This window comes from Undibacterium sp. Ji49W, assembly GCF_049340205.1.
GTDB lineage: Bacteria > Pseudomonadota > Gammaproteobacteria > Burkholderiales > Burkholderiaceae_D > Undibacterium.
Map to the genome: position 1 here is coordinate 265130 of NZ_JBMPOW010000001.1, position 22151 is coordinate 287280.

At 52.5% G+C, this 22151-nt stretch carries 17 protein-coding genes; 11 read left to right on the forward strand and 6 right to left on the reverse strand.

Translation table 11 applies throughout. From position 1 onward, the window contains the following. Positions 1-27 precede the first annotated feature (27 nt). Positions 28-6768 carry an Hpt domain-containing protein gene (locus ACO0LK_RS01165; protein ID WP_422971355.1) on the forward strand — a complete coding sequence of 2247 codons (6741 nt, stop codon included), beginning with the start codon at positions 28-30 and terminating at the stop codon, positions 6766-6768. 644 nt (positions 6769-7412) lie between these two features. Here the strand turns inward: ACO0LK_RS01165 and ACO0LK_RS01170 are convergent. Further along, positions 7413-8903 (reverse strand): cryptochrome/photolyase family protein, encoded by a 1491-nt coding sequence (locus tag ACO0LK_RS01170; RefSeq protein ID WP_422971357.1) that lies wholly within the window; start codon positions 8901-8903, stop codon positions 7413-7415. 118 nt (positions 8904-9021) lie between these two features. Here ACO0LK_RS01170 and ACO0LK_RS01175 point away from each other — a divergent pair, with 118 nt between their 5' ends. The 6 genes from ACO0LK_RS01175 to ACO0LK_RS01200 all read left to right on the forward strand — a co-directional run bounded on the left by ACO0LK_RS01175 (position 9022) and on the right by ACO0LK_RS01200 (position 13771). Then, positions 9022-9702: a YqgE/AlgH family protein gene (locus tag ACO0LK_RS01175; protein WP_422971359.1), complete on the forward strand. Its 681-nt coding sequence runs from the start codon at positions 9022-9024 to the stop codon at positions 9700-9702. After that, the gene (ruvX, locus tag ACO0LK_RS01180; RefSeq protein ID WP_422971361.1) at positions 9702-10097 is read left to right on the forward strand and encodes a Holliday junction resolvase RuvX; all 396 of its coding nucleotides are present in this window, start codon (positions 9702-9704) and stop codon (positions 10095-10097) included. Before ACO0LK_RS01175 ends, ruvX begins: the two co-directional genes overlap by 1 nt. Continuing rightward, positions 10094-10606 (forward strand): bifunctional pyr operon transcriptional regulator/uracil phosphoribosyltransferase PyrR, encoded by a 513-nt coding sequence (gene pyrR / locus ACO0LK_RS01185; RefSeq protein WP_422971363.1) that lies wholly within the window; start codon positions 10094-10096, stop codon positions 10604-10606. The genes ruvX and pyrR overlap by 4 nt, the downstream gene beginning before the upstream one ends. Then, positions 10599-11570 carry an aspartate carbamoyltransferase catalytic subunit gene (locus ACO0LK_RS01190; protein WP_186947030.1) on the forward strand — a complete coding sequence of 324 codons (972 nt, stop codon included), beginning with the start codon at positions 10599-10601 and terminating at the stop codon, positions 11568-11570. The genes pyrR and ACO0LK_RS01190 overlap by 8 nt, the downstream gene beginning before the upstream one ends. A gap of 7 nt (positions 11571-11577) precedes the next feature. Beyond that, a complete protein-coding gene (locus ACO0LK_RS01195; protein ID WP_422971365.1) occupies positions 11578-12864 on the forward strand; it encodes a dihydroorotase in 1287 nt (428 codons plus the stop codon). 154 nt (positions 12865-13018) lie between these two features. Then, positions 13019-13771, forward strand: coding sequence for a lysophospholipid acyltransferase family protein (locus tag ACO0LK_RS01200; protein ID WP_422971367.1), 753 nt, complete (start codon positions 13019-13021; stop codon positions 13769-13771). On the opposite strand, the gene ACO0LK_RS01205 is transcribed toward ACO0LK_RS01200, so the two are convergent. The 4 genes from ACO0LK_RS01205 to ACO0LK_RS01220 form a co-directional block, all read right to left on the reverse strand. Next, on the reverse strand, positions 13768-14592 hold the full coding sequence (locus ACO0LK_RS01205) for a symmetrical bis(5'-nucleosyl)-tetraphosphatase (protein WP_422971369.1): 825 nt from the start codon (positions 14590-14592) through the stop codon (positions 13768-13770). The genes ACO0LK_RS01200 and ACO0LK_RS01205 overlap by 4 nt on opposite strands. Positions 14593-14598: 6 nt before the next feature. Beyond that, on the reverse strand, positions 14599-15705 hold the full coding sequence (hemH, locus tag ACO0LK_RS01210) for a ferrochelatase (RefSeq protein WP_422971371.1): 1107 nt from the start codon (positions 15703-15705) through the stop codon (positions 14599-14601). 13 nt (positions 15706-15718) lie between these two features. After that, entirely contained in the window at positions 15719-17365 is a 1647-nt protein-coding gene (recN, locus tag ACO0LK_RS01215; protein ID WP_422971373.1) for a DNA repair protein RecN, read from the reverse strand. A 131-nt stretch (positions 17366-17496) separates the two neighbouring features. Further along, positions 17497-18390 carry an NAD kinase gene (locus ACO0LK_RS01220; RefSeq protein ID WP_422971827.1) on the reverse strand — a complete coding sequence of 298 codons (894 nt, stop codon included), beginning with the start codon at positions 18388-18390 and terminating at the stop codon, positions 17497-17499. Between the two features lie 75 nt (positions 18391-18465). Here ACO0LK_RS01220 and ACO0LK_RS01225 point away from each other — a divergent pair, with 75 nt between their 5' ends. From ACO0LK_RS01225 to ACO0LK_RS01235, 3 genes are all read left to right on the forward strand, one after another. Further along, on the forward strand, positions 18466-19152 hold the full coding sequence (locus ACO0LK_RS01225; RefSeq protein WP_422971375.1) for an HAD family hydrolase: 687 nt from the start codon (positions 18466-18468) through the stop codon (positions 19150-19152). A gap of 233 nt (positions 19153-19385) precedes the next feature. Next, positions 19386-20405, forward strand: coding sequence for a heat-inducible transcriptional repressor HrcA (hrcA, locus tag ACO0LK_RS01230; protein WP_422971377.1), 1020 nt, complete (start codon positions 19386-19388; stop codon positions 20403-20405). 156 nt (positions 20406-20561) lie between these two features. Then, positions 20562-20945, forward strand: a complete 384-nt coding sequence (locus ACO0LK_RS01235; protein WP_422971378.1) for a response regulator — start codon at positions 20562-20564, stop codon at positions 20943-20945. 131 nt (positions 20946-21076) lie between these two features. Here ACO0LK_RS01235 and fur read toward each other — a convergent pair whose 3' ends face one another. Further along, positions 21077-21505 (reverse strand): ferric iron uptake transcriptional regulator, encoded by a 429-nt coding sequence (gene fur / locus ACO0LK_RS01240; protein WP_186947040.1) that lies wholly within the window; start codon positions 21503-21505, stop codon positions 21077-21079. A 75-nt stretch (positions 21506-21580) separates the two neighbouring features. Between fur and ACO0LK_RS01245 the strand changes: the two genes are divergently transcribed. After that, positions 21581-22150, forward strand: a complete 570-nt coding sequence (locus ACO0LK_RS01245) for an outer membrane protein assembly factor BamE (RefSeq protein WP_422971380.1) — start codon at positions 21581-21583, stop codon at positions 22148-22150. The last annotated feature ends 1 nt before the right edge of the window (position 22151 follow it).

The following is a 22151-nucleotide window of genomic DNA, read 5'->3' on the forward strand; positions in this document are numbered from 1 at the left end:
CATTACCCCTGAGTTTGCGGAGTACGCATGACATCCGATTTTTCAAAATCGCCAGATCTTCCACAGGAGCAGTTCGACATCGGGCCGCTTTCCTGGGTGATGGGAGAAGTGCGGGAAGCTATCACGAACGCTGGGAAGATGCTCAAAGATGCGCTTGCCCAAGATGCTGAAACCCGCCCGACGACCATTTTGCATGCGAAAAGTTATCTGCATCAGGCCCATGGTGCCTTGCAGATTGTTGATATCGATGGTGTATCCGTCGTTACCGAAACCATAGAAGAATTACTCGAACGTCTGCAAAGCGGTCAGCTGGAAATGACACCAGCGCATGTTGAAGTCATCGTTGATGCTTTCCATGCAGTCTTGCGTTATCTCGAAGATCTGTTATCCGGCTCTCCGCATCAACCGGTGCGCCTGTTCCCTTACTACCGAGGTTTGCTGGAATTGAAGGGTGCGGAAAGAATTCACCCTGCCGATTTGTTTTTTCCTTCGCTGTACGCCAAGGAACAGATACCCGAGCTGGCTGTCAGTAGCAAACCATCTGTCATCCATATCGCTACATTGCGTCAGCGCTTTGAAAAATTGCTGTTGACCGTATTGACCAGCAAAGACAAGACACAACAGAGCATTGCTGCGCAATCCATGCATGATCTGTTGTCGGAGATTGAACAAGGCCAAAGCAATTCCCAGGCAAAAGCATTCTGGGTGGTTATGCGTGCTTTTGTTGATTCCGTCGGCCATGCTGGTTTTGAAAGCAATCAACAACACGCGAAACAGATATTTGGGCGCATCAATTTACAGATACGTCGTCTGGTGGAAGGGGCTACAGCCATTCCTGAGCGTTTGCTGTGCGATACCCTGTTTTTCCTGGCGCAGGTTGAATCCCCGTCACCATTTGTAGCCCGCATACGCAAGGCCTATCAACTGGATAACACGGTTCCTGCTGATTATGACCAAAAAAATTATGGTCAGATCACTGCCGGTGCGCAAACAACGGCAAAAGAACAATTGTCTGCCGTCAAGAATTTGTGGGGCAGAATTGCCAATGGCGAAAATGGCCTGGCAGACAAGTTCTCTCAAAAAATGAATGACCTGTCAGAGACCGGTGCCGGTTTGAATGCGCCAGCTCTGTCCAAATTGTTGCGTGAACTGAACGGAATAGCCCGCAGTGTGGCGCATTCGCCAGATGGCAGCAAAATGGGTCTGGAACTGGCAACCAGTCTGCTGTTTGTTGAGCATGCGCTGGACAATGTGACACGTTTGCCGTCAAATTTTGCCGAACGCGCCGAAGAAATTACCAAACGCCTGCTGTCTGTTGTATCTGGTCAGGTACCGCAAACCCAGTCCAGCTGGATGGGTGAAATTTCGCGCGAAGCGCAGCAACGCCAGACCGTTGGTGTGCTGGTATCTGAGATGCAGTCAAGCTTGCGTCATATAGAAAAAATTCTGGACGAGTATTTCCGCACACCTGCCAATAAAGATACCCTGAAACCGATCGATGGCGTCTTGCATCAGGTTGGTGGTGCGCTTGCCATCCTGGATCAGGATGATGCCATGGCTGCCGTAGAACATACGCGCCAGCTGATTGCGCAATTTGCGAATCAGGAAGAAGGCGATGCGACTGCCCAGGGAGATGCGCAAGTAGCTGCCCATCAAAATGTGGCACAAAACATTGGTGCGCTGTCCTTCTTCATTGAAACCTTGCAGTCGCAGCCGGATACCGTCAAGAAAAAATTCAGCTTCGATCATGAAGCAGGCGTGTTCCGCTCCAATTTGCTGGAAGCACAGGCCGCCAAAGAATTGCTGCCTAGTGCCGACATCCATCTGCCGGAAGAAGAAACGGCACATGAGTCAGTACTTGAGAAGCAGCAAGCAGCACATGAACTGCCGCATTCACACGACCTGGCTTTGGCCAGCGAAGAAGCCAGCAAGGCAGAAGCCTTGCCAGAACTGGTCGCTACCACCATACAGGTGGCTCCGGCAGAAACAGTTGCTGCGCCAGTTGAAGACACGGCCGAAGCGGATGATGCAATCGATGCCGAATTGCTGGAAATCTTCCTGATGGAAGCAGAGGAAGTCCTGGCGTTTGTCCAAGATACCCTGCCTCTGTCCAGAAAAGATCCGGACAATCAGGAATATCTGACCAGCCTGCGTCGCTCTTTCCATACACTCAAGGGCAGTGGCCGCATGGTTGGCCTGAATGTGTTTGGCGAAGCAGCGTGGAGCATAGAACAGGTCATGAACCTCTGGTTGTCAGAGTCTCGTGATGGCGAAGAGAGTTTATATTCACTGCTTGAACACACTTCAAGCGAAATGGTGCTGTGGGTAGAAGAGCTGAAACTGAATGGCACTTCACCACGCACGGGTGCCCGTATTGTCGCGGCGGCTGAACGTGTCAAGGCTGGTCTGGGTTACACCGATGAGCCGGAAGTACCTGCTGTAGCTCAGGTGGCCGCAGTGGAACCCATTATTGAACCGGTCGCTGAGCCAGTGCCAGTTGCGCAGCCTGTCACTGAGCACAAGGTGGAAGAAGCGCCTGTGCCAGAACTGGCCGTCACACCAGAAGAAGCACATGTGATCGAAGCGCTGGCCTTGCCAGTTGTGGAAGAGTTGCCGGTAGTTGTTGATGAAGTCCTCACTGCTGCTCCACTGGAACTGGCTGAATTTGATGCGTTGCCAGTGGCAGACCTGGGCATAGCCGTTAGCGAAACAGTGGCTGAAGAAATCCCTGCCATATTTGATACGTCAGGAACGCCTAAAACGCCAGAAGCGATCCACGTACCAGATCTGCATGTTGAAGCCATACATCCAGAAGCGCTTGCTGAAGTTGCTGCTGACCTGGTGAGCGCAGACCTTGCTCACGATGAGCACCTGTCAGAACCACTGTTGCAGGCTGAAGATTTGTTGGCCCTGCCGGTTGCAGAAACACTGACCCTGGATGTATTGCCAGTCGAAGAAGAGTTGCCAGCGGTGAGCAGCGAGATATTGCTGCCTGACGTAGCCGATACAGTCGTTGCTGAATCGCTGGTGTCAGAGGACATCCTCAGTATAAACGACACCCCGGTTCCGGAAGAAATTACAGCCCTGGCTGATGTGACACCAGCCGATGTTGCTGAACTGCCTGTTGAGGTACCTGTGGTACCTGAGGTACCTTACGTAGCAGCCGTCGTAGAGGCTGAAACAGTGCTTGAGCACGCACCGGTAGAAGTTGCGACTGCACAAATCATAGAATTCCCCGATTTGTCGGCACCGATATCCGATGTTGACGACAACGTCAAACGCATTGGTGATATCGAAATCAGCTTGCCTTTGTATTCCATCTACATGGCAGAGACCGATGAAATCGTGCGCTTCCTGGTGCAGGATTTTGCTGAATGGCGGCATGAACCGCATCGCCATGTGTCCACCCACGCGATCCATGCCAGCCATTCGCTGGCCGGTAGTTCGGCCACGGTAGGATTGAAGCCCTTGCAAGAACTGGCGCATAGCCTGGAATTCGTCCTGCAACGTCTGGAACGTCATCCGGTTACCCTGTTTGACAATGAATATGACGTGCTCGATCATTCGCTGGAATCGGCCAAACGCATGCTGCAAAAGTTTGCCTTGTCCGAAATGGCAGCGCCTGCACCTGAAGATATCCGTGAACTTGAACGTCTGTTGCAGGCCGTTATCGAGCGCTCCAACGCGGGCGTGGATGAAGAGTACCTGACTTCGACCAATGAAAAATTGGACCTGGACATCTTGTCTCAGGGCGAAGACGCGATATCACTGGACGAACTGGCAGCGTCTGCCGATGCCGATATGCTGCCGGCAGAAGTCCTGGCATTGCCGGAGGCAATCAGTGCCGATGTTGTCAGCGAGCCTTTAGTGGCAGTACCACTGGAAGAAGCGGCGGAAGAATTGATCGCTGCGCCGCTGCCTGAAGAATTTGAACCTATAGAAGCATTGCCTGTTGCGGATGAAGTTTCCCTGTCCTTGGCAGAAGAACAGGTTCTGGCGACACCGGTCATTGAAGCGGAACCTGTAGTACCAGAATTGGTGCTGGTTGACGTTGCAGCAGCTTTGCCTGAAGTAACCGGGGTGTCGGATATTCCCGTCCTGCAAGACGCACCAGAAATGCCTGCGCATGTTGAAGTTGAGCATGCTGCGGTCCAGGAAGCCTTGCCAGAAACAGAAGTTGCTGCTATTGCTGCCATTGCTGTAATTGAAGAACCGCAAGCTCCAGTGGCTACAGTTGCTCCTGTGGTCTCAACTGTAGCAACGGCACCGGTCGTCCAGCCAGTGATGCCAGAAGCTGTTGCTGTCAATGAATATGTACCTGCAATTGCAGATCAGGGTATCCAGATCAAAGATGATCTGGATATGGATCTGTTGCCAGTCTTCATAGAAGAAGGTAACGATCTTTTGCCTATGGTCGGACAATTGCTGCGCTCCTGGCAGCAGCAGCCGGACGACAGTGCCATTCCACAATCCATAGCCCGTCTGATGCACACCATCAAAGGTAGTGCAAGGATGGCCGGCGCGATGGGGCTGGGTCAGCATATCCATGACATGGAATCGCGTATCGAAAGTCTGATGCATGGCGGTAGTGCAGTGCGCGCCTCTTTGCTGGATGACTTGATGGCACGCCATGATCACAGCATGCACTTGTTTGATCGCCTGATCCATCCGGAAGCCTATGCAGCACCGGCACCAGTTGATGCTGTGCTGACCACTGCGCAAGAACTGGATCAGTTCCAGGATCAGTTGGCAGCCAACACCTTAGAGCAGCCTGTTGTTAAAAATGAGCTGGTCAATCTGACGCCGGTCGTGCCGGTCATGACACGTTCTTTGCCATCGGCCGCAGCACCCGCAGCCAATACACCGGCAGCAACTGGTGCACAAGCTACCCTGGTGCGTGTACGCGCCGATATCCTGGATCGCCTGGTCAATCAGGCCGGTGAAGTATCGATCTCGCGTTCACGTCTGGAAAATGAAGTCAGTACCTTGCGCTCGTCCCTCAGTGAATTGACAGAAAACGTCAATCGCCTGCGCGACCAGTTGCGTGAAGTCGAAATTCAGGCGGAAACACAGATCACTTCACGCATGGCGCACTCTGCCGACCGTGAATTTGATCCGCTGGAATTTGACCGCTTTACCCGCCTGCAAGAGCTGACCCGCATGATGGCCGAAAGCGTCAGCGATGTGGCCACCGTGCAGACCAATCTGACCCGCACCATTGATGGCGCATCGAACGATCTGTTGGTACAGGCACGTTTGACGCGTGATCTGCAACAGGATCTGATGCGTGTGCGTATGATCCCGTTCGCCAGTATTTCCGAACGTCTGTATCGCGTGACGCGCCAGACTTCCAAAGAAGTCGACAAGCGCGTGAATCTGGATATTCGCGGTGCGACGGTGGAAATGGATAGGGGCGTTCTGGAAAAAATGGCCGGTCCATTTGAGCATTTGTTGCGTAATGCGATTGTCCACGGTATTGAAACCCGTGAACAACGACGCAACAATGGTAAGGAAGAAACCGGCGAATTGCTGATTGAAATCCGTCAGGAAGGTAACGAAGTCGTGATCCGCTTCAGCGATGACGGTCAGGGCCTGAACCTGGCACGCATCCGCGAAAAAGCCCTGTCGGTTGGTTTGATCACGAATGACGATAATCCTGGTGAGCTGGAAACAGCCAACATGATTTTTGAGCCTGGCTTCTCGACTGCCACCGAAATTACCGAACTTGCCGGCCGTGGTGTTGGTATGGACGTGGTGCGTTCTGAAGCTGCCTCGCTTGGTGGTCGCGTTGAAGTGACTACCAACGAAGGCAAGGGTGCAGAATTTACTATCCGCCTGCCTTTGACACTGGCCGTAACCCAGGTGGTATTGCTGAGTTCCGGTGGCCGCACTTTCGCCGTACCGTCGGTACTGGTTGAACAGGTACAGCAATTGAAATCGAATGCACTTGCCAATGCCTATAACGAAGGTGCTGTCATGTGGCAGGGCCAGCGTGTGAGCCTGTATTACCTGTCTTCCATGTTGGGGCAGGATGATGCGACACCGATCACGCAGCAATACACACCTTTGCTGATCATGAAAAGTGGTGGTGAAAGGGTTGCCATCCACGTTGATGATATCGTTGGTAACCGCGAGGTCGTGGTTAAAAACATTGGCCCGCAACTGGCGCGTATGACAGGTATTGCCGGTGCTACGGTACTGGGTTCCGGTGAGATCGTGTTGATTCTGAACCCGGTTCCACTGGCACACAGGATGGAACACGAACACGCCCGCCTGCAACATCTGGGTGCTGAAGCTACGCCTGATCTGGGTGCCGTGGCCAACCTCCATGCACCGACGGAAGTGACGCAGGTCAAGTCTGAGCCAGTGCAGGGTCTGCGTACCCAGCATACTGTCATGGTGGTTGATGATTCCCTGACTGTACGTCGCGTCACCCAGCGTTTGCTGGTGCGTGAGGGTTATCAGGTTATCCTGGCGAAAGATGGTATTGATGCGCTGGAACAACTGCAATCGGTTACGCCTGACGTTATGCTGGTGGATATTGAAATGCCACGCATGGATGGTTTCGATCTGACGCGTAACGTACGCAGCGATTCACGTACCAGTCATATTCCTATCATCATGATTACTTCACGTACTGCGGACAAGCATCGTAATTATGCGAAAGAACTCGGTGTGAATGAGTACTTTGGTAAGCCTTATCAAGAGGATGATCTGTTGGGGGCGATTATGGGGTTTGTGGGTAAGGATGCGGCGGTGATCGTGTAAGTTAAGCTGCCGGCTTATAGCTACTAGAAAAGCAGAGAGTGATCTCTGCTTTTTTTGTTTTTGTCTTGTATTCGTCTTCGCTTGTGTTTGTATTTTTTAGCTTTTAGTTTTTAACTTCTAGTTCCTAGTTTCTAGTCTCTAGTCTCTAGTCTCTAGTTTCTAGTTCCTATGCGGTTAGCAATGCACATGAATTGAATGACCGTAAACTTGGTAACGTCGCTCCAGCGTGTTTTTGGCTGGAGCCCAGTGGCGTTCGTTGCATACTTGAGTCTTTATTGAAGCGATTGCCCTTCGTAGAACCAAGCCGGGTCTCGGCCCGGCGGCCGAGATACTTTCTTTTGCGTCGCCAAAAGCAAGTATCCAAAGAAAAGGCGACCGCAGACTTGCCCTTCGGGTGCTTACGCTACGCTTCAGCACAATTTGTGCATCACAAAAAATGGGAAAGCTTCGAAACTCGCTTCGCTCAAACACGAAGCTTTCTGATCCATTTTCTGTGACGCACAAATTGCAGCGTCCCAAGCGGATTAAAGTCAAAAGCAACTTCAAAACCAACTTCAAAACCAACTTCAAAACCAACAGCAACCCCAAGATCAAAACCAACAACTGCAAATTGCTACAGGTATAGATTGGGTAGCTCTCTAGTTTTACTCATCCCCCTCATGCGTAGCCACCTTCTTCACCACAGCATACCGCGTCAAAGTTTGCTTGCGTGCCACGTCGTGTTCGACAACTGGAAACGGGTAATCCCTGCCTATTTTGACCCCAGCCTGCTCCAGCAGTAGCGGTGCGGCTTTCCATGGTGCATGGATGCTGCGTTTGTCCAGTTTGGCCAGTTGTGGCAGGTAGCGTTTGATGAACTTGCCTTCGGCGTCGAATTTTTCTGATTGGGTGATGGGATTGAAAATGCGGAAGTAAGGCTGGGCGTCGCAGCCGGAGGAGGATGCCCATTGCCAGCCGCCGTTGTTGGCGGACAGGTCGAAGTCGTTCAGGTGTTCGGCGAAATAGGCTTCGCCGCGGCGCCAGTCTATGCCCAGGTCTTTGATCAGGAAGCAGGCGGTGACCATGCGCAGACGGTTGTGCATATAGCCGGTCTGGTTCAGTTGCAGCATGGCGGCATCGACCAGCGGGTAACCGGTGCGGCCTTCGCACCACGCGCTGAAATGGGCGTCGGCCTGGGGGCCGGTTTCCCACCGTATGGCATCGTAATCGGGTTTGAAGGAACGGCTGGCGACATGTGGGTGGTGGTGCAGGATCATGAAATAAAAATCACGCCAGATCAGTTCAGATAACCAGATTTCGGCACCGCGATTGGTGGCAATGCGCATTTGCTGTATGGCTTCCTGCACCAGATGACGGATGGAGATGGTGCCGAAGCGCAAATGTACTGAGAGGTAAGACGGTCCCTTGATGGCTGGGAAGTCGCGTGACTGGTCATACAGCTTCATGCGTCCCAAAAAATCATCCAGCAACTGGCTGGCACCTGTCATGCCGGCGGCAACCGGCATGCGTCTTTCAGCGGCAGCAGGAAAGCCCAGTTCCCCCAGACTGGGTATGCCGCTTGCGGCTGGCCGGACTAGCTTATGGGCATATTTTTCTATGGGGTAAGCACGTGAATAAAAATCGCTGGTATCTGGATAAAACTTTTTCAGCCAGGCATTTTTATACGGTGTGAATACCGAAAATGGTGTGCCTGCCAGGGACAAGACTTCTTCTTTTTCAAAGATGACCTGATCTTTGTAGCTGAAGAAAGCGCAGTTGCTTGCTAATAAACTTTGCTCTACGGTCGCGTCACGCAGCTTCGCCTGTGGTTCATAGTCGCGGTTGGTGAACACGGCATCAACGCCCAGTTCACGGGCCAGTCGCGGTATTTCCTCTTCTGCCAGGGCATGGCGCACAATCAGGCCACCACCCATCTGTTCCAGCGACTGTGCCAGCTCGCCCAGGCTTTCATGAATAAAAGCGACGCGTCTGTCGTTGTCTGGTAAATCATTTAATATTTTTTCATCAAAAATGAAAGCACAGAAGACGCTGTCACTTTGCCGCAAGGCATGATGCAGCGCTGCATGGTCAACATTGCGCAAATCCCGCCTGAACCAGACCAGGGAACGTTGAAAACGAAGTTTATTTTCTTGCATGAAAGAAATCTGTTGAGCTAAATGAACTAAATGGGGAGAGGTGTAAAGTGTGACTAAAACACGATATGGCACCTTAGCACACATCGAAAAAGCACGCTAAAAATGCTAAAATGCGGTTATGGCGAAGCAAACAAAATCCCTACATACCAATCTGCACGATGAGGCAACGCAGTCTGCATCACTGACTGCCAAACACAAGTTCAAAGTGAAAACTGAAGACGATGCCAATTTGGAATTGAATCTGACGAATCATTTCCTGATCGCAATGCCCTCCATGCTTGACCCCATTTTTGGCGGCACGGTTATTTACCTGTGCGAACATAGCCCACGCGGTGCCATGGGCATGGTCATCAATCGCCCTACGGATTTAACGGTGGCTGGCCTGTTTGACCGCATAGACCTGAAGCTGGAAATCATCCCCGATTCGCACCCCATAGGCAAGCGCCCGGTCATGTTTGGTGGCCCGGTGCAGGATGACCGTGGTTTTGTGTTGCACACGCCGCCTGGCAAATATTCATCTTCCCTCAAGGTAACAGATGATATTGCCTTTACCACTTCAAGAGATGTGCTGGAAGCCGTCGCTGCCGGCGACGGACCGGAACAGGTGCTCATCAGTGTCGGTTATGCCGGCTGGAGCGCCGGTCAGCTGGAACAGGAAATCCTGGCGAATGGCTGGCTGACTGTGGCCGCTGACGCCAGCATCATGTTTAACCTGCCTATGGAAGAGCGCTTTGCTGCTGCCATCAAACTGCTGGGCATCGACCCCATGATGCTGGCTGCCGATGCGGGGCATGCCTGATGGCTGCGAGTGACGGAACCGTCCTTGCATTTGACTTTGGTTTGAAACGCATAGGCGTTGCCGTTGGAAATACCTTTCTGCGCCAGGCAGAAGCACTAAGCATTATTCACGCGCCCACCAACGACGGCAAATTTGCCGAAATCAGCCGTTTGATTGAACAATGGCAACCCGTACTCTGCGTGGTTGGCCTGCCCATGCATCCTGATGGCGCAGACAATGAAATGACACAGCGCTGCAAGCGTTTTGCCAATCAACTCAATGGCCGCTTCAATGTGCCGGCCGTACTGGTGGATGAACGCTATTCTTCCGCCGTGCTGGATGCGCGACGCGGTGAATTTTTCGACGACGATGCAGCTGCCCTTATCCTGCAACAATATTTTGATGAAACGCCATGACTTCTTCTCACCTCAGCCTGGATGCAGAAGCACTGTACCAGCAACTTTTGAATCAGATACGGCCCCATGCCGCAGTACAGGACCATCTTGCCATTGTCGGCATTTATTCTGGCGGTGCCTGGATCGCCGAACGCCTGGTGACTGATCTGGGTCTGAAAGACAAGGCCGGTTTCATTGATGTATCCTTTTATCGTGATGACTATGCGGCCAAGGGCCTGCATGCTGAGGTCAAACCCACCCATATCCCCTTTGATGTGAATGGTGCCCACATCATCCTGGTGGATGATGTGTTGTACACCGGTCGTACCACCCGTGCTGCGATCAACGAATTATTTGATTATGGTCGCCCGGCCCGCATCATGCTGGCAACCCTGGTTGATCGCGGTGGCCGTGAATTGCCGGTTGCTGCCGACTTTGTTGCCTACGCTGCCCCATTTGAACCCGCCGTCTCTGTCAATCTGCAGCGTGCAGACGATGGCACACTCAGCATCTCTATTGACCATGCATAATCCCCAGCTCAATAAACACGGCGAACTTCAGCACTTGCTGACCATAGACGGCTTGCCGAAAGCCATCGTCAACCATATCCTGGATACCGCTTCTTCCTTCGTCAGTGTCAGCGACAGGGAAGTCAAGAAAGTGCCGCTGATGCGTGGCAAAAGCGTGTTCAATTTGTTCTTTGAAAATTCCACGCGTACCCGCACCACGTTTGAAATTGCCTCCAAACGTTTGTCCGCGGATGTCATTAATCTGAATATCGCTGCGTCCAGTACCAGCAAGGGTGAATCCCTGCTCGATACCATAGACAACCTGGCGGCCATGCATGCCGACATGTTCGTCGTGCGCCATGCGACATCCGGCGCGCCTTTCCTGATCGCCAAACATCTGAACGACACCAGACAGCATCATGTGCATGTGGTGAATGCCGGCGATGGTCGCCATGCCCACCCTACCCAGGGTTTGCTCGACATGTACACCATACGCCACTACAAAAAAGACTTTACCAACCTGACGGTAGCGATTGTTGGTGACGTCCTGCACAGCCGTGTGGCGCGTTCTGACATCCATGCACTGACCACGCTGGGCGTGCCGGAAGTGCGCGTCATTGGTCCGCGTACCCTGTTGCCCGGTGGGCTGGAGCAAATGGGCGTGCGTGTGTTCAACAACATGAACGAAGGTCTGAAAGGCGTCGACGTCATCATCATGTTACGCCTGCAAAATGAACGCATGAGTGGGGCTTTGCTGCCCTCGGCACAGGAATATTTCAAGAGCTATGGCCTGACACCAGAACGTCTGGCGCTGGCCAGGCCAGGTGCCATCGTCATGCATCCGGGGCCGATGAACCGTGGTGTGGAAATTGATTCAGCCGTGGCCGATGGTCCACAGGCAGTCATCCTGCCGCAGGTTACGTTTGGTATTGCCGTGCGCATGGCCGTCATGAGCATCGTGGCTGGTAACAGCGGCGGGGTATGAGGAAACTATGAAAATACATATCAGGAATGGCCGCGTGATTGACCCGGCAAGTGGAACAGATGCAGTACAGGATGTATTTATCGCCGCTGGCAAAGTTGTTGCCATCGGTCAGGCACCTGCCGACTTTATTGCCAATAAAATTGTCGATGCCACTGGACTGGTAGTGGCACCTGGTCTGGTCGACCTCAGTGCCCGCCTGCGTGAACCTGGCTTTGAATACAAGGCCACACTGGAATCCGAATTGCAGGCCGCCATGCGCGGTGGTGTCACCAGCCTGGTTTGCCCGCCGGATACCGACCCGGTGCTGGATGAATCTGGTCTGGTCGAAATGCTCAAGCAAAGAGCGCGCATGCAAAACAAGGCGCATGTGTATCCGCTGGGAGCGCTGACTGTCGGCCTGAAGGGAGAATCCCTGACTGAAATGGCGGAACTGACAGAGGCCGGTTGCATCGGTTTTTCACAGGCTGAAGAAACCATCGCCAATACCAATACTTTGCAAAGGGCGCTGGATTACGCCAGCACCTTTGGCTTCACGGTATGGTTGCGTCCACAAGATGCATACATAGGCAAAGGTGGTGTGGCGCATAGTGGTCCATTGGCATCACGCCTGGGTTTGTCTGGCGTGCCCGTCATGGCCGAGACGATTGCCCTGCACACCTTGTTTGAACTCATGCGCGCTACCAATGCCAAAGTGCACCTGTGCCGTATTTCTTCCGCTGCCGGTCTCGATCTGATACGCAAAGCCAAGAAAGAAGGCTTGTCTCTGACCTGTGACGTCGGTGCCCATCATGTACACCTGACTGATGCGGATATTGGCTTCTTCGATTCGAATGCACGTCTGACGCCACCTTTGCGCAGCCAGCGTGACCGCGATGCCATCAGCGCGGCATTGAAGGATGGCACGATAGATGCTATCTGCTCCGACCATACACCAGTCGATGATGATGAAAAATTGCTGCCTTTTGCTGAAGCTTCACCTGGCGCAACTGGTCTGGAATTATTGTTGTCGCTGGCACTGAAATGGGCAGAAGACAGCCGCGGTGAAGTCAGCCTGACCCTGGCCTTGTCGAAGATCAGCCAGCATGCTGCCAGGGTGGCAGGTGTGCCTGCCGGGCAAATCGCGGTTGGGCATGCCGCCGACATTTGCATCTTTGATCCGGCTACACGCTGGAAGGTGGAAGCAAAAGCCCTCGCCAGCCAGGGCAAGCATACGCCTTTCCTCGGTTATGAATTGCCTGGTGTGGTGAAGGCAACGATCGTGTCAGGGCATGTGGCGTTTGATACTTTGCATTGATGTAGCGATCACGGGTCAGACAGTTTTCTGAATTCTGAAGATGTAGATTCACTACGCTATTTGGGCAAAAAAACGGTTTGTAGGGAGTATGGTTGTGCCGTACTCCCGTTTGTTTTATTGCGATTGATTTTTTTTATTCTTACCCTGTATGGGTATGAGCGAGTTGGGCATGATCGTTTGGCATTTTTTCCGGGTATTCATTCATCTCATGGCAGGTTTGATGACTTGCGCAGTGGTCTTTCCGTTTGTCCATGATGACCGGCGTGATTATCTGGTGCGTCGCTGGTCGGTCAAATTGCTGGCCATCTGCACTGTGGATGTCGCTTTCAAAGATAAAAGCGAAGGGGCGGTGAATGCGTCTGCGATGATCGTTTCCAATCATATTTCCTGGCTGGATATTTTCGTGATCAATACCTTGCACCCTTGCCATTTTGTGGCCAAGTCAGATATCCGCAACTGGCCATTGCTGGGCTGGTTATGTGAGAAGGCCGGTACGATTTTCCTGGTGCGTGGCCGGCAGCGCGATGTGCGTCGTATTTATGAAGGCCTGGTACATCAGATACAAGCGGGCAAGCGTATTGCTTTTTTCCCTGAAGGTACGACAACTTCACAGGGCAATGTGCTGTCGTTTCATGCCAATCTGTTTGAAGCCGCGATAGAAGCGCATGTGCCTGTGCAACCCTTTGTTGTGCGCTATCTTGATGCCCAGGGGCAGTTTCATTCTGCGGCTGACTTTATTGGCGACATGACTTTTGCCGAGAGTATGCGCATCATCTTGCTGGCGCCGCGCATGACAGCTGAACTGGTGCGCCTACCCACCATTCCTACCGACGGTGCACACAGGCGTGATGTCGCCAAACTGGCGCGCGCTGCCGTGATGCAGGAACTGGGTGTCACTGAGGCTTAGCCCGGCTTTTGCTGTTGCGGGCAATCTATCTGTACCAGGTCGCGGTCTTCCAATGCAACCGCCGTCAATTTGCCACCCCAGACGCAGCCAGTGTCCAGACTGATCAGATTGTGGCGCAATACCAGTCCCAGGGTGGACCAGTGACCGAAAACCATGGTGCTGTCTTCTGTGGCTCTGGGTAAATCAAACCATGGTGCAAAGCCGTCAGGTGCTGCACCCGCGCCATCCTTGGTGGCAAAATCCATCTTGCCGTCAGCGCTGCAAAAACGCATGCGTGTCATTGCATTGATGATGCAGCGGTAACGTGCATAGCCCTGTAAATCATCTTGCCAATGGTCAGGTGTGTTGCCATACATATTTTGCATCAGGTCCAGCCAGTCGGGTGCGCGCAAGCGGGTTTCCACTTCCTTTGCCAGGCTTAGTGCCTGCGTTGCTGACCATTGCGGAAAGACGCCCGCATGCACCAGCAAGTGATTGCTCTTGAAAATGGCCAAAGGCCGTTGTCGTAACCAGTGCAGCAATTCATCACGGTCCGGTGCCTGCAAGATGTCATCCAGGGTATCGCTGCGGTGGGGCGAGCGTATGCCGTGGGCAACAGCCAGCAAATGCAGGTCATGGTTACCCAGCACGCTTTCGGCGCGACCACTTTGTTGCAGGCTGCGTATCAGACGCAGGCTTTCCAGTGACTGTGGGCCACGGTTCACCAGATCGCCGGCGAATAGATAATAAGCCCGGGGTGAACGCGCCTCTATCTTGTCCAGCAGGGTTTGCAACTGTTCGGCGCAGCCTTGTATGTCGCCGATGAAATAGGTTTTGCTCATTGCTTTTTAGTGATCCGCACCCAGTCGCTTCGATTCGGAGCGGCTGATCAGGGCTTGCTGTTTTTGTTGCTCACGTACACTGGCAGTGATCATGGTCGGCCAACCTATCAGGTGTTGTTCGGCAATTTCTGCCAGGCCGCGCATCCATACCGGTGATTCATTCAGGCAGGGAATGTAGTTGAATTCCTTGCCGCCGGCCCGCAGGAAGTCTGTCTTCACTTCCATGGCGATTTCTTCCAGGGTTTCAAGACAATCGGCGATAAAGCCGGGGCAGATAACGTCTATGCGTTTGATGCCGTCTTTTGCCAGTTTTTGTACCGTCGGCGCAGTATAGGGCTGCAGCCATTCGGCACGTCCCAGGCGTGACTGGAAGGTAACGATATAGTCATCCTTGCCCAGGCCCAGCTTTTCAGCCAGCAGGCGGGCAGTTTTATAGCATTCGCAATGATAGGCATCGCCGCGCAGTAAAAATGCTTTTGGCAAGCCATGAAAACTCATGACCAGTTTTTCTGGACGGCCATGGCTTTGCCAGTGATCCATGACAGATACCTTCAATGCCTGAATATAGCCATCATGATCATGGTAGTTCTTGACGAAGCGTAGTTCGGGCATGTTCCTGACTTGCTGGTAATGCTGGACGACGGCATCAAAATTGGATGCCGTCGTCGTGCCGGAATATTGCGGATAAGCTGGCAAAATCAATATGCGTTCGCAGCCATCTTTCTTGAGCTTTTGCAAGACCTCAGGGATGGATGGTGAGCCATAGCGCATGGCATAGGCAACCTGAACCTCATGCCCGCGTTCACCCAGATAGCCCTTCAGCAGGGTGGCCTGTTTTTCGGTATGTATTTTCAGTGGCGAACCATCTTTGGTCCAGATCGATGCATATTTTTTTGCAGACTGGCCGGAACGAAACGGCAGGATGATGCCATGCAAGATCAGCCACCAGATCGGGCGTGGTACTTCAACCACACGCCAGTCCCATAAAAATTGTTTCAGGTAAGGGCGCACGGCCGATGCAGTAGGGGCATCCGGTGTGCCAAGATTGATCAGTACGACGGCGGTTTTAGTTATCTTGCCGTGGGAGTATTCAGGTTCTTTGAGGAAGCGCATGATATTTATTTTCTTAAGATGCCAGTAATTCTCTGGCGTGTTTGCGCGTAGTTGCCGTGATTTCTATGCCGCCCAGCATGCGGGCAATTTCTTCGACACGTTGTTTGCTGTCGAGTGCTTCAATTTGTGATGTGGTCTTGCCTTTGTGGCTGGCCTTGCTGACCTGGAAATGTTGATTGGCCTGGCTGGCGACTTGCGGCAAATGGGTGACGCACAGGACTTGCCGGTCTTGTCCCAGTCGTTTCAGCAAACGCCCGACCACTTCTGCTACGCCGCCGCCGATGCCGCTATCGACTTCATCGAAGATCAGGGTAGGAGTGGCAGTTGCGCCAGACGTGATAACCGAAATAGCCAGCGAGATACGCGCCAGCTCACCACCGGATGCCACTTTGGCCAGTGGCCGCGCCTGCACACCAGCGTGGCCAGCCACCAGGAATTCAATTTGTTCCAGCCCATAGGCGGCCGGTTCTACTGCGTGCAGAGCGATGGAAAAACTGCCGCCCCCCATGCTCAGATCTTGCATGGCAGCGGTGACCGCTGCACCCAGTTCTTTCGCCACTTTGGTACGTGCCTTGCTGAGCTTTTGCGCTATCTGCAAATAGCTTAGACGAGATTTTTCTTCCTGTGCTTTCAGGGCATCCATATCGCTGGCGTTCGACAACTGCTGCAGCTGTGCCGATAAAATGGCAAATTCTTCATGCAGTTTTTCTGGTGCGACATGAAAGCGCCGTGCCGTAGTATGAATTGCTTCGACGCGGTTTTCGACTGTGCGCAGACGTGCCGGGTCCAGTTCGGTGCGGCTCAGATAATCGTTCAGCGCATAAGTGGTTTCCTGCAAGTTGATGCAGGCAGAATCCAGTGCTTCAATGACGGGCTTTAAGGCGGCATCATAGTCCAGCAGTTTTTGCAGCTTGTGCTGAACCGCCGTTAACTGTGACAGTACAGGATGGTCAGATTCGGAAATCAGGGCGGCGGCTTCCTGCGCGCCTTCCAGCAAACTTGCAGCATGGGCCAGGCGACTATGTTCCTGAGTGATGTCTTCCCACTCACCGGGCTTGATCTGTAATTTGTCGAGTTCACCGACTTGCCATTCCAGCCTTTCACGTTCTTGCAAGACATTCTTGGCATTGGTTTCAAATTCTTCGCGTTGCTTGCTGAGGTTGCGCCAGGCCTTGTAGCGCAGACCGACTTCGCGTACCTGTTCTTCCAGCCCGCCCTGCATATCAAGCAGGGAACGTTGGGCCTCGGTTTTCAGCAAGGACTGATGTGCGTGCTGGCCATGGATATCCACCAGCAAATCACCGATCTCACGCAACTGGCTGGCGGTGGCGGTGATACCGTTGATCCAGGCTTTCGAACGTCCCGCATTGTCTACCGTGCGACGCAGTATCAGTTGCTGGTCGGGGTCGCTGAAATCATTGGCTTCCAACCAGATGTTCAGGTTGGCATTAGTGGCAAATTCGGCACTGACATCGGCCTTGGCGGCGGATTCGCGCACCATGCTGGCGTCGCCCCGGCCACCCAGTGCCAGGGTCAGGGCATCAATCAGTATGGATTTGCCGGCACCGGTTTCTCCGGTCAGTACGCTGAAGCCGGATGAGAATTCAAGTTCCAGCGTATCGACAATGACAAAGTCACGAATGGCAAGCGTGCGCAGCATAATGAACAGACAGTAATGATATGAAATGGATATGGATAAGAATGTATTTAATACAGCGACGAAACAGGATCAGCCGCTATTTTAGCAATACAGCTTGTGTACGTGTTTCAGTCGAGGTTTCAGTTCTGGTTTCAATTCAGTGCGCCTTCGACCGAAGGATATTCATTCCAGTGCAATTTTTCGCGCAGGGTATTGTAATAATTCCAGCCCTTGGGATGCAGGAAGGTCACTGTATGGGCGGAGCGGTTTACGATTATCCTGTCCTGGTGCATCAGGCTGGCAAAATTCTGCATGTCAAAGTTCAGGCTGATGTCACGTCCGGCCACGATCTCGATCACGATTTCGCTGCTGTCTGGCAAGACTATCGGACGGTTGGACAGGGCGTGTGGTGCAATCGGCACCATGGCAATGCCAGACAGGCTGGGGTGCAACAGCGGGCCACCGGCAGACAGGGCATATGCGGTGGAACCAGTCGGTGTAGACACGATCAAACCGTCAGAACGCTGGTTGTACATGAAATGGCCGTCGACTTCGACCCGCAGTTCCACCATGCCGGACCCGGCCCCGCGTGACACCACGATATCATTGAAGGCGACGCCGCTAAAAATCTGGTCACCATCACGTACCACGATGGCCTGTAGCAGACTACGGCGTTCGGATGCATATTTGCCATCCAGTATGTCGGTAATTGCAGGCACCATGCGGTCGAGTGCGATATCGGTAATAAACCCCAGACGACCCTGGTTGACACCTATCAGCGGGACGTTATACGGAGCCAACTGACGCGCGATGCCCAGCATGGTGCCATCACCACCGATGACGATGGCGGCATCGGCAGATTTGCCGATTTCAGGAACAGTCATGGTCGCGAACTGCGCCAGTTGCGGGTATTGCGCTGTTTCTGCCTCGATAACGACGTGATGTCCTGCTTGCTCCAGAAAGTTTGCCAGTTCGGTCATTGAATCCGCGATACCGGCGGCATTATATTTTCCAACAAGTGCAATGGTTTTGGCCTGGACAGTCATAAACAAGGTGGAGGTGACATGATGCCTCAGATTAGACCATAATTAAGCCAGGAATGAATCAATTGAGTGCACTTTATGACATTAAAAGCAGTTTTGCTGGATCTGGATGATACCTTGTGGCCTGTCGTGCCAGTAATACGCCATGCCGAAGCGGTGTTGCAGCAATGGATGCATGAACATGTACCCGTGGTCGCTCAAAATTACAGTGTGGAAAAACTGCGTGAACGCAGGAATATCCTGGTATCTGCCGATCCGCGTTTTCAATACGATTTGTGGGCGCTGCGCCATACCCTGCTCAGCGAAGTCTTTCAGGAACATGGCATACCGGCAGAAAAAGCCGATCATGCCATGGCCGTGTTCGCCGATGCCAGGAACAAGGTGGATATGTATGAAGACGTCAGGTCAGGCTTGCTGGCACTGGAAAAAAAGATAATCCTGGGCACGGTCTCGAATGGCTTCGCCGATTTGTCGGCCATTGGTATTGCCGGGCATTTCAAGGTATCGATAGCAGCTTACCGCTTTGGCTGTGCCAAGCCTGACCCACGGATCTTCCTGGCGGCCTGTGATGCGCTGCAAGTAGCACCGTCAGAAGTATTGTATGTGGGGGATGATTTGTTGCTGGATGTGCAAGGTGCGCAACAGGCTGGCCTGCAAGGTGGCTGGATGAATCGCAAGGGTTTGAAAATCGAGGATGAACGCCATATACATATCAGGCCGGATGCAGAATTTGCCAGCCTGCATGAGTTGGTACAGTGGATATGAAACTTTTAGGACTTACGCAAAACCGCCCCAACTGCGTTGTAGCGCCTAGTCGTACTAAAGTACTGTCTTCGTCGCTACGGTGTAGTCGGGGTTTCAGGCAACATGTTGCCTGCCGACATAACGAACATCCCCTACAAGGGATGTTTCCTAAAAGCGATAGCCTTGCTGGGACAATTTTGCGTAAGTCCTAACTTTTTATGTTCATTGCTGGCATGAACGCATAAAATGAAACTATGCAACTTGATATTCGCGCTCAAACCTTATTAAAAGCGCTGGTCGAACGGTATATCGCCGATGGCCAGCCTGTGGGCTCCCGCGCCCTGTCAAAAATTTCTGGCCTGGAATTGTCGCCAGCGACCATACGCAACGTCATGGCTGACCTGGAAGAGATGGGTTTTGTTGCCAGTCCGCACACGTCGGCGGGGCGTATACCTACGCCGCGTGGTTATCGGGTGTTTGTGGATAAATTGCTTACCGTGCAAGAGATCAGCGAAGTCGGTCTGGAGTCACGTCTGCAGTCGGGCATGTCGTCGCAGCCGCCGCAAAAACTGATCGCCAATGCCGCGCAGATACTGTCATCGCTGTCACAGTTTGCCGGTGTCGTCATGACACCGCGTACGGAGTCGATATTCCAGCAAGTTGAATTTTTACGCCTGTCGGAAAAGCGTATCTTGCTGGTAGTGGTGTCGCCTACCGGCGATGTCCACAATCGGCTGTTGCTGACCGATGTCGACTATAACCAGGGGCAGTTGGTGCATGCGGCCAATTACCTGAACCAGAATTTTGGTGGTTTAAGTTTTGCAGATGCCCGTAACCGCATCAACAACGAATTGCGGCAACTGCAAAATGATATGACCCGGCTGATGCAGGCAGCAGTGGAAGCGGGCAGTGATGCCATGGATGAACATAGCGACGAAGTCGTCATATCCGGTGAGCGCAATTTGCTGAATGTGCAGGACCTGTCGTCCAACATGGGTTCTTTGCGCAAGTTGTTTGACATGTTCGAGCAAAAAAGCAGCCTGATGCAGTTGCTGGATGTATCGAGCAAGGCGACTGGCGTGCAGATCTTTATCGGTGGTGAATCACAACTCGTTCCCATGGAAGAAATGAGCATTGTTACCGCACCCTATGACGTTAACGGTAAGATAGTGGGAACGCTGGGTGTCATAGGCCCGACCCGCATGGCGTATGAAAGAGTGATACCGATAGTTGATATCACTGCAAAATTATTGTCGAATGCGCTGAGCCAGTAACTGGTCGCCATTAGTGGTCACCACTAACTAATAAGCATTGAATAGCCAGTGAACAATTGAAATCATGTGCCTTGCCGAAGTAGTCCAGGCGCGCAAGGACGTTCAGCCATCTTGATGGCGCAAGCATCTCTTACACTTGTGACTGAAAATATTGATATGGACAAAAAGAACGTGAAAATATTACTGGTAGACGATAACGACGTCACCAGGGAAGTGTTGAGAGTCATTCTGCGCAGCGAGGGCTACGATGTCGTAGGCGAGGCAGCGGACGGCAGCACCGGGCTGGAAATGGCCGTCAAGCTCAAGCCACACCTGATCATGCTGGACGTGGTCATGCCCAAAATCAGCGGCATCGAGATTTTGCCGCGTCTGAAAGAGTTAGTACCAACTGCCCGTGTATTGATGGTCACCGCCAACAAGGACCAGGCAACCATCGCAGAAGCAGTCAAGACTGGTATTCACGGCTATGTACTCAAGCCATTCAATGCACAAAAGATCATTGATACGGTAGCGGGTGTGGTTGCCAAAATCAGCAAGTGATGTGGATGTAGTAGTAAAGCAGGCACGCAGACGTGCCTGCCTTACTATGAGATTACGAGCTCGATTGCGTTGTCATGGCTGGGATTGAGCAATGAATAAGCAATGGATAAGTAATGAGTAAGCAATGAGTCTCAGGCCTTGTGTTCGCAATTGGCTTTGGTGCAGTTGCCGTAAATCGCCAGCGCATGTTCGGCAATCTTGAAGCCACGTTCCAGTGCCACCTTGTGCTGGCGCTGTTCAATTTCTTCATCAAAAAATTCTTCCACCCTGCCACAGTCAAGACAGACCAGGTGGTCATGGTGGGAGCCTTCGTTCAGTTCAAAAATAGCCTTGCCGGTTTCGAAATGATTGCGATTGAGCAGGCCAGCCTGTTCAAATTGCGTCAGGACGCGATATACTGTTGCTAAACCGACATCCATATTTTCATTCAGAAGGATCTTGTACACGTCTTCCGCTGTCAAATGGCGAACCCGGCTGTTCTGGAAAATTTCCAGTATCTTCAGTCGTGGAAGGGTCGCTTTCAGGCCGCTGGCCTTCAGGTTTGGAGTGCTGTTTGTCATGTTTTCGATCAAAAATTTGCTATCTGCTTTATGATATCGGGTTTTAGGGCTTGTTGCTCAATAATGAGGTTACCTATGCGTTTGTTGTTTTCAGCTTCAAAACGGACCACGCTGGGCCGTGCTGCTGGTCTGGCACTGCTTACCTGCCTGACTGCATGTTCGTCAGCTTTGCCTTTCTTGTCCAGTGCAGACAAAACTTCGGTGTATGCCACGCCAACAAGCACTGGTGATACCAGCGGCGCCCAGGTGATTGCACCTACTGGCTTTGCCAAGCTGCTCAGCTACATCTCGCCTTACCGCGTACCTATCCAGCAGGGTAACTTCGTGTCACAGGAAATGATTTCCCAGTTGAAAGAAGGCATGACCCGTGAGCAAGTACGCTTTTTGCTGGGTACGGCATTGTTGACTGACATGTTCCACGAAGACCGCTGGGATTATCCTTTCCGTCTGACCAAGGGCAATGGCGAACAAATCACCAGTCGCGTATCAGTGTATTTCAAAAATAACACTGTTGCCAAGTTTGAAGGCGGTAACCTGCCGACTGAAAAAGATTATCTGGCCCGCATTACCGAATCCGCTCTGGGCGTGAATCGCGTACAGTCGGTGATTGATACTGATGGTCCGGCCAAGAAAAAAGAGAAATAAA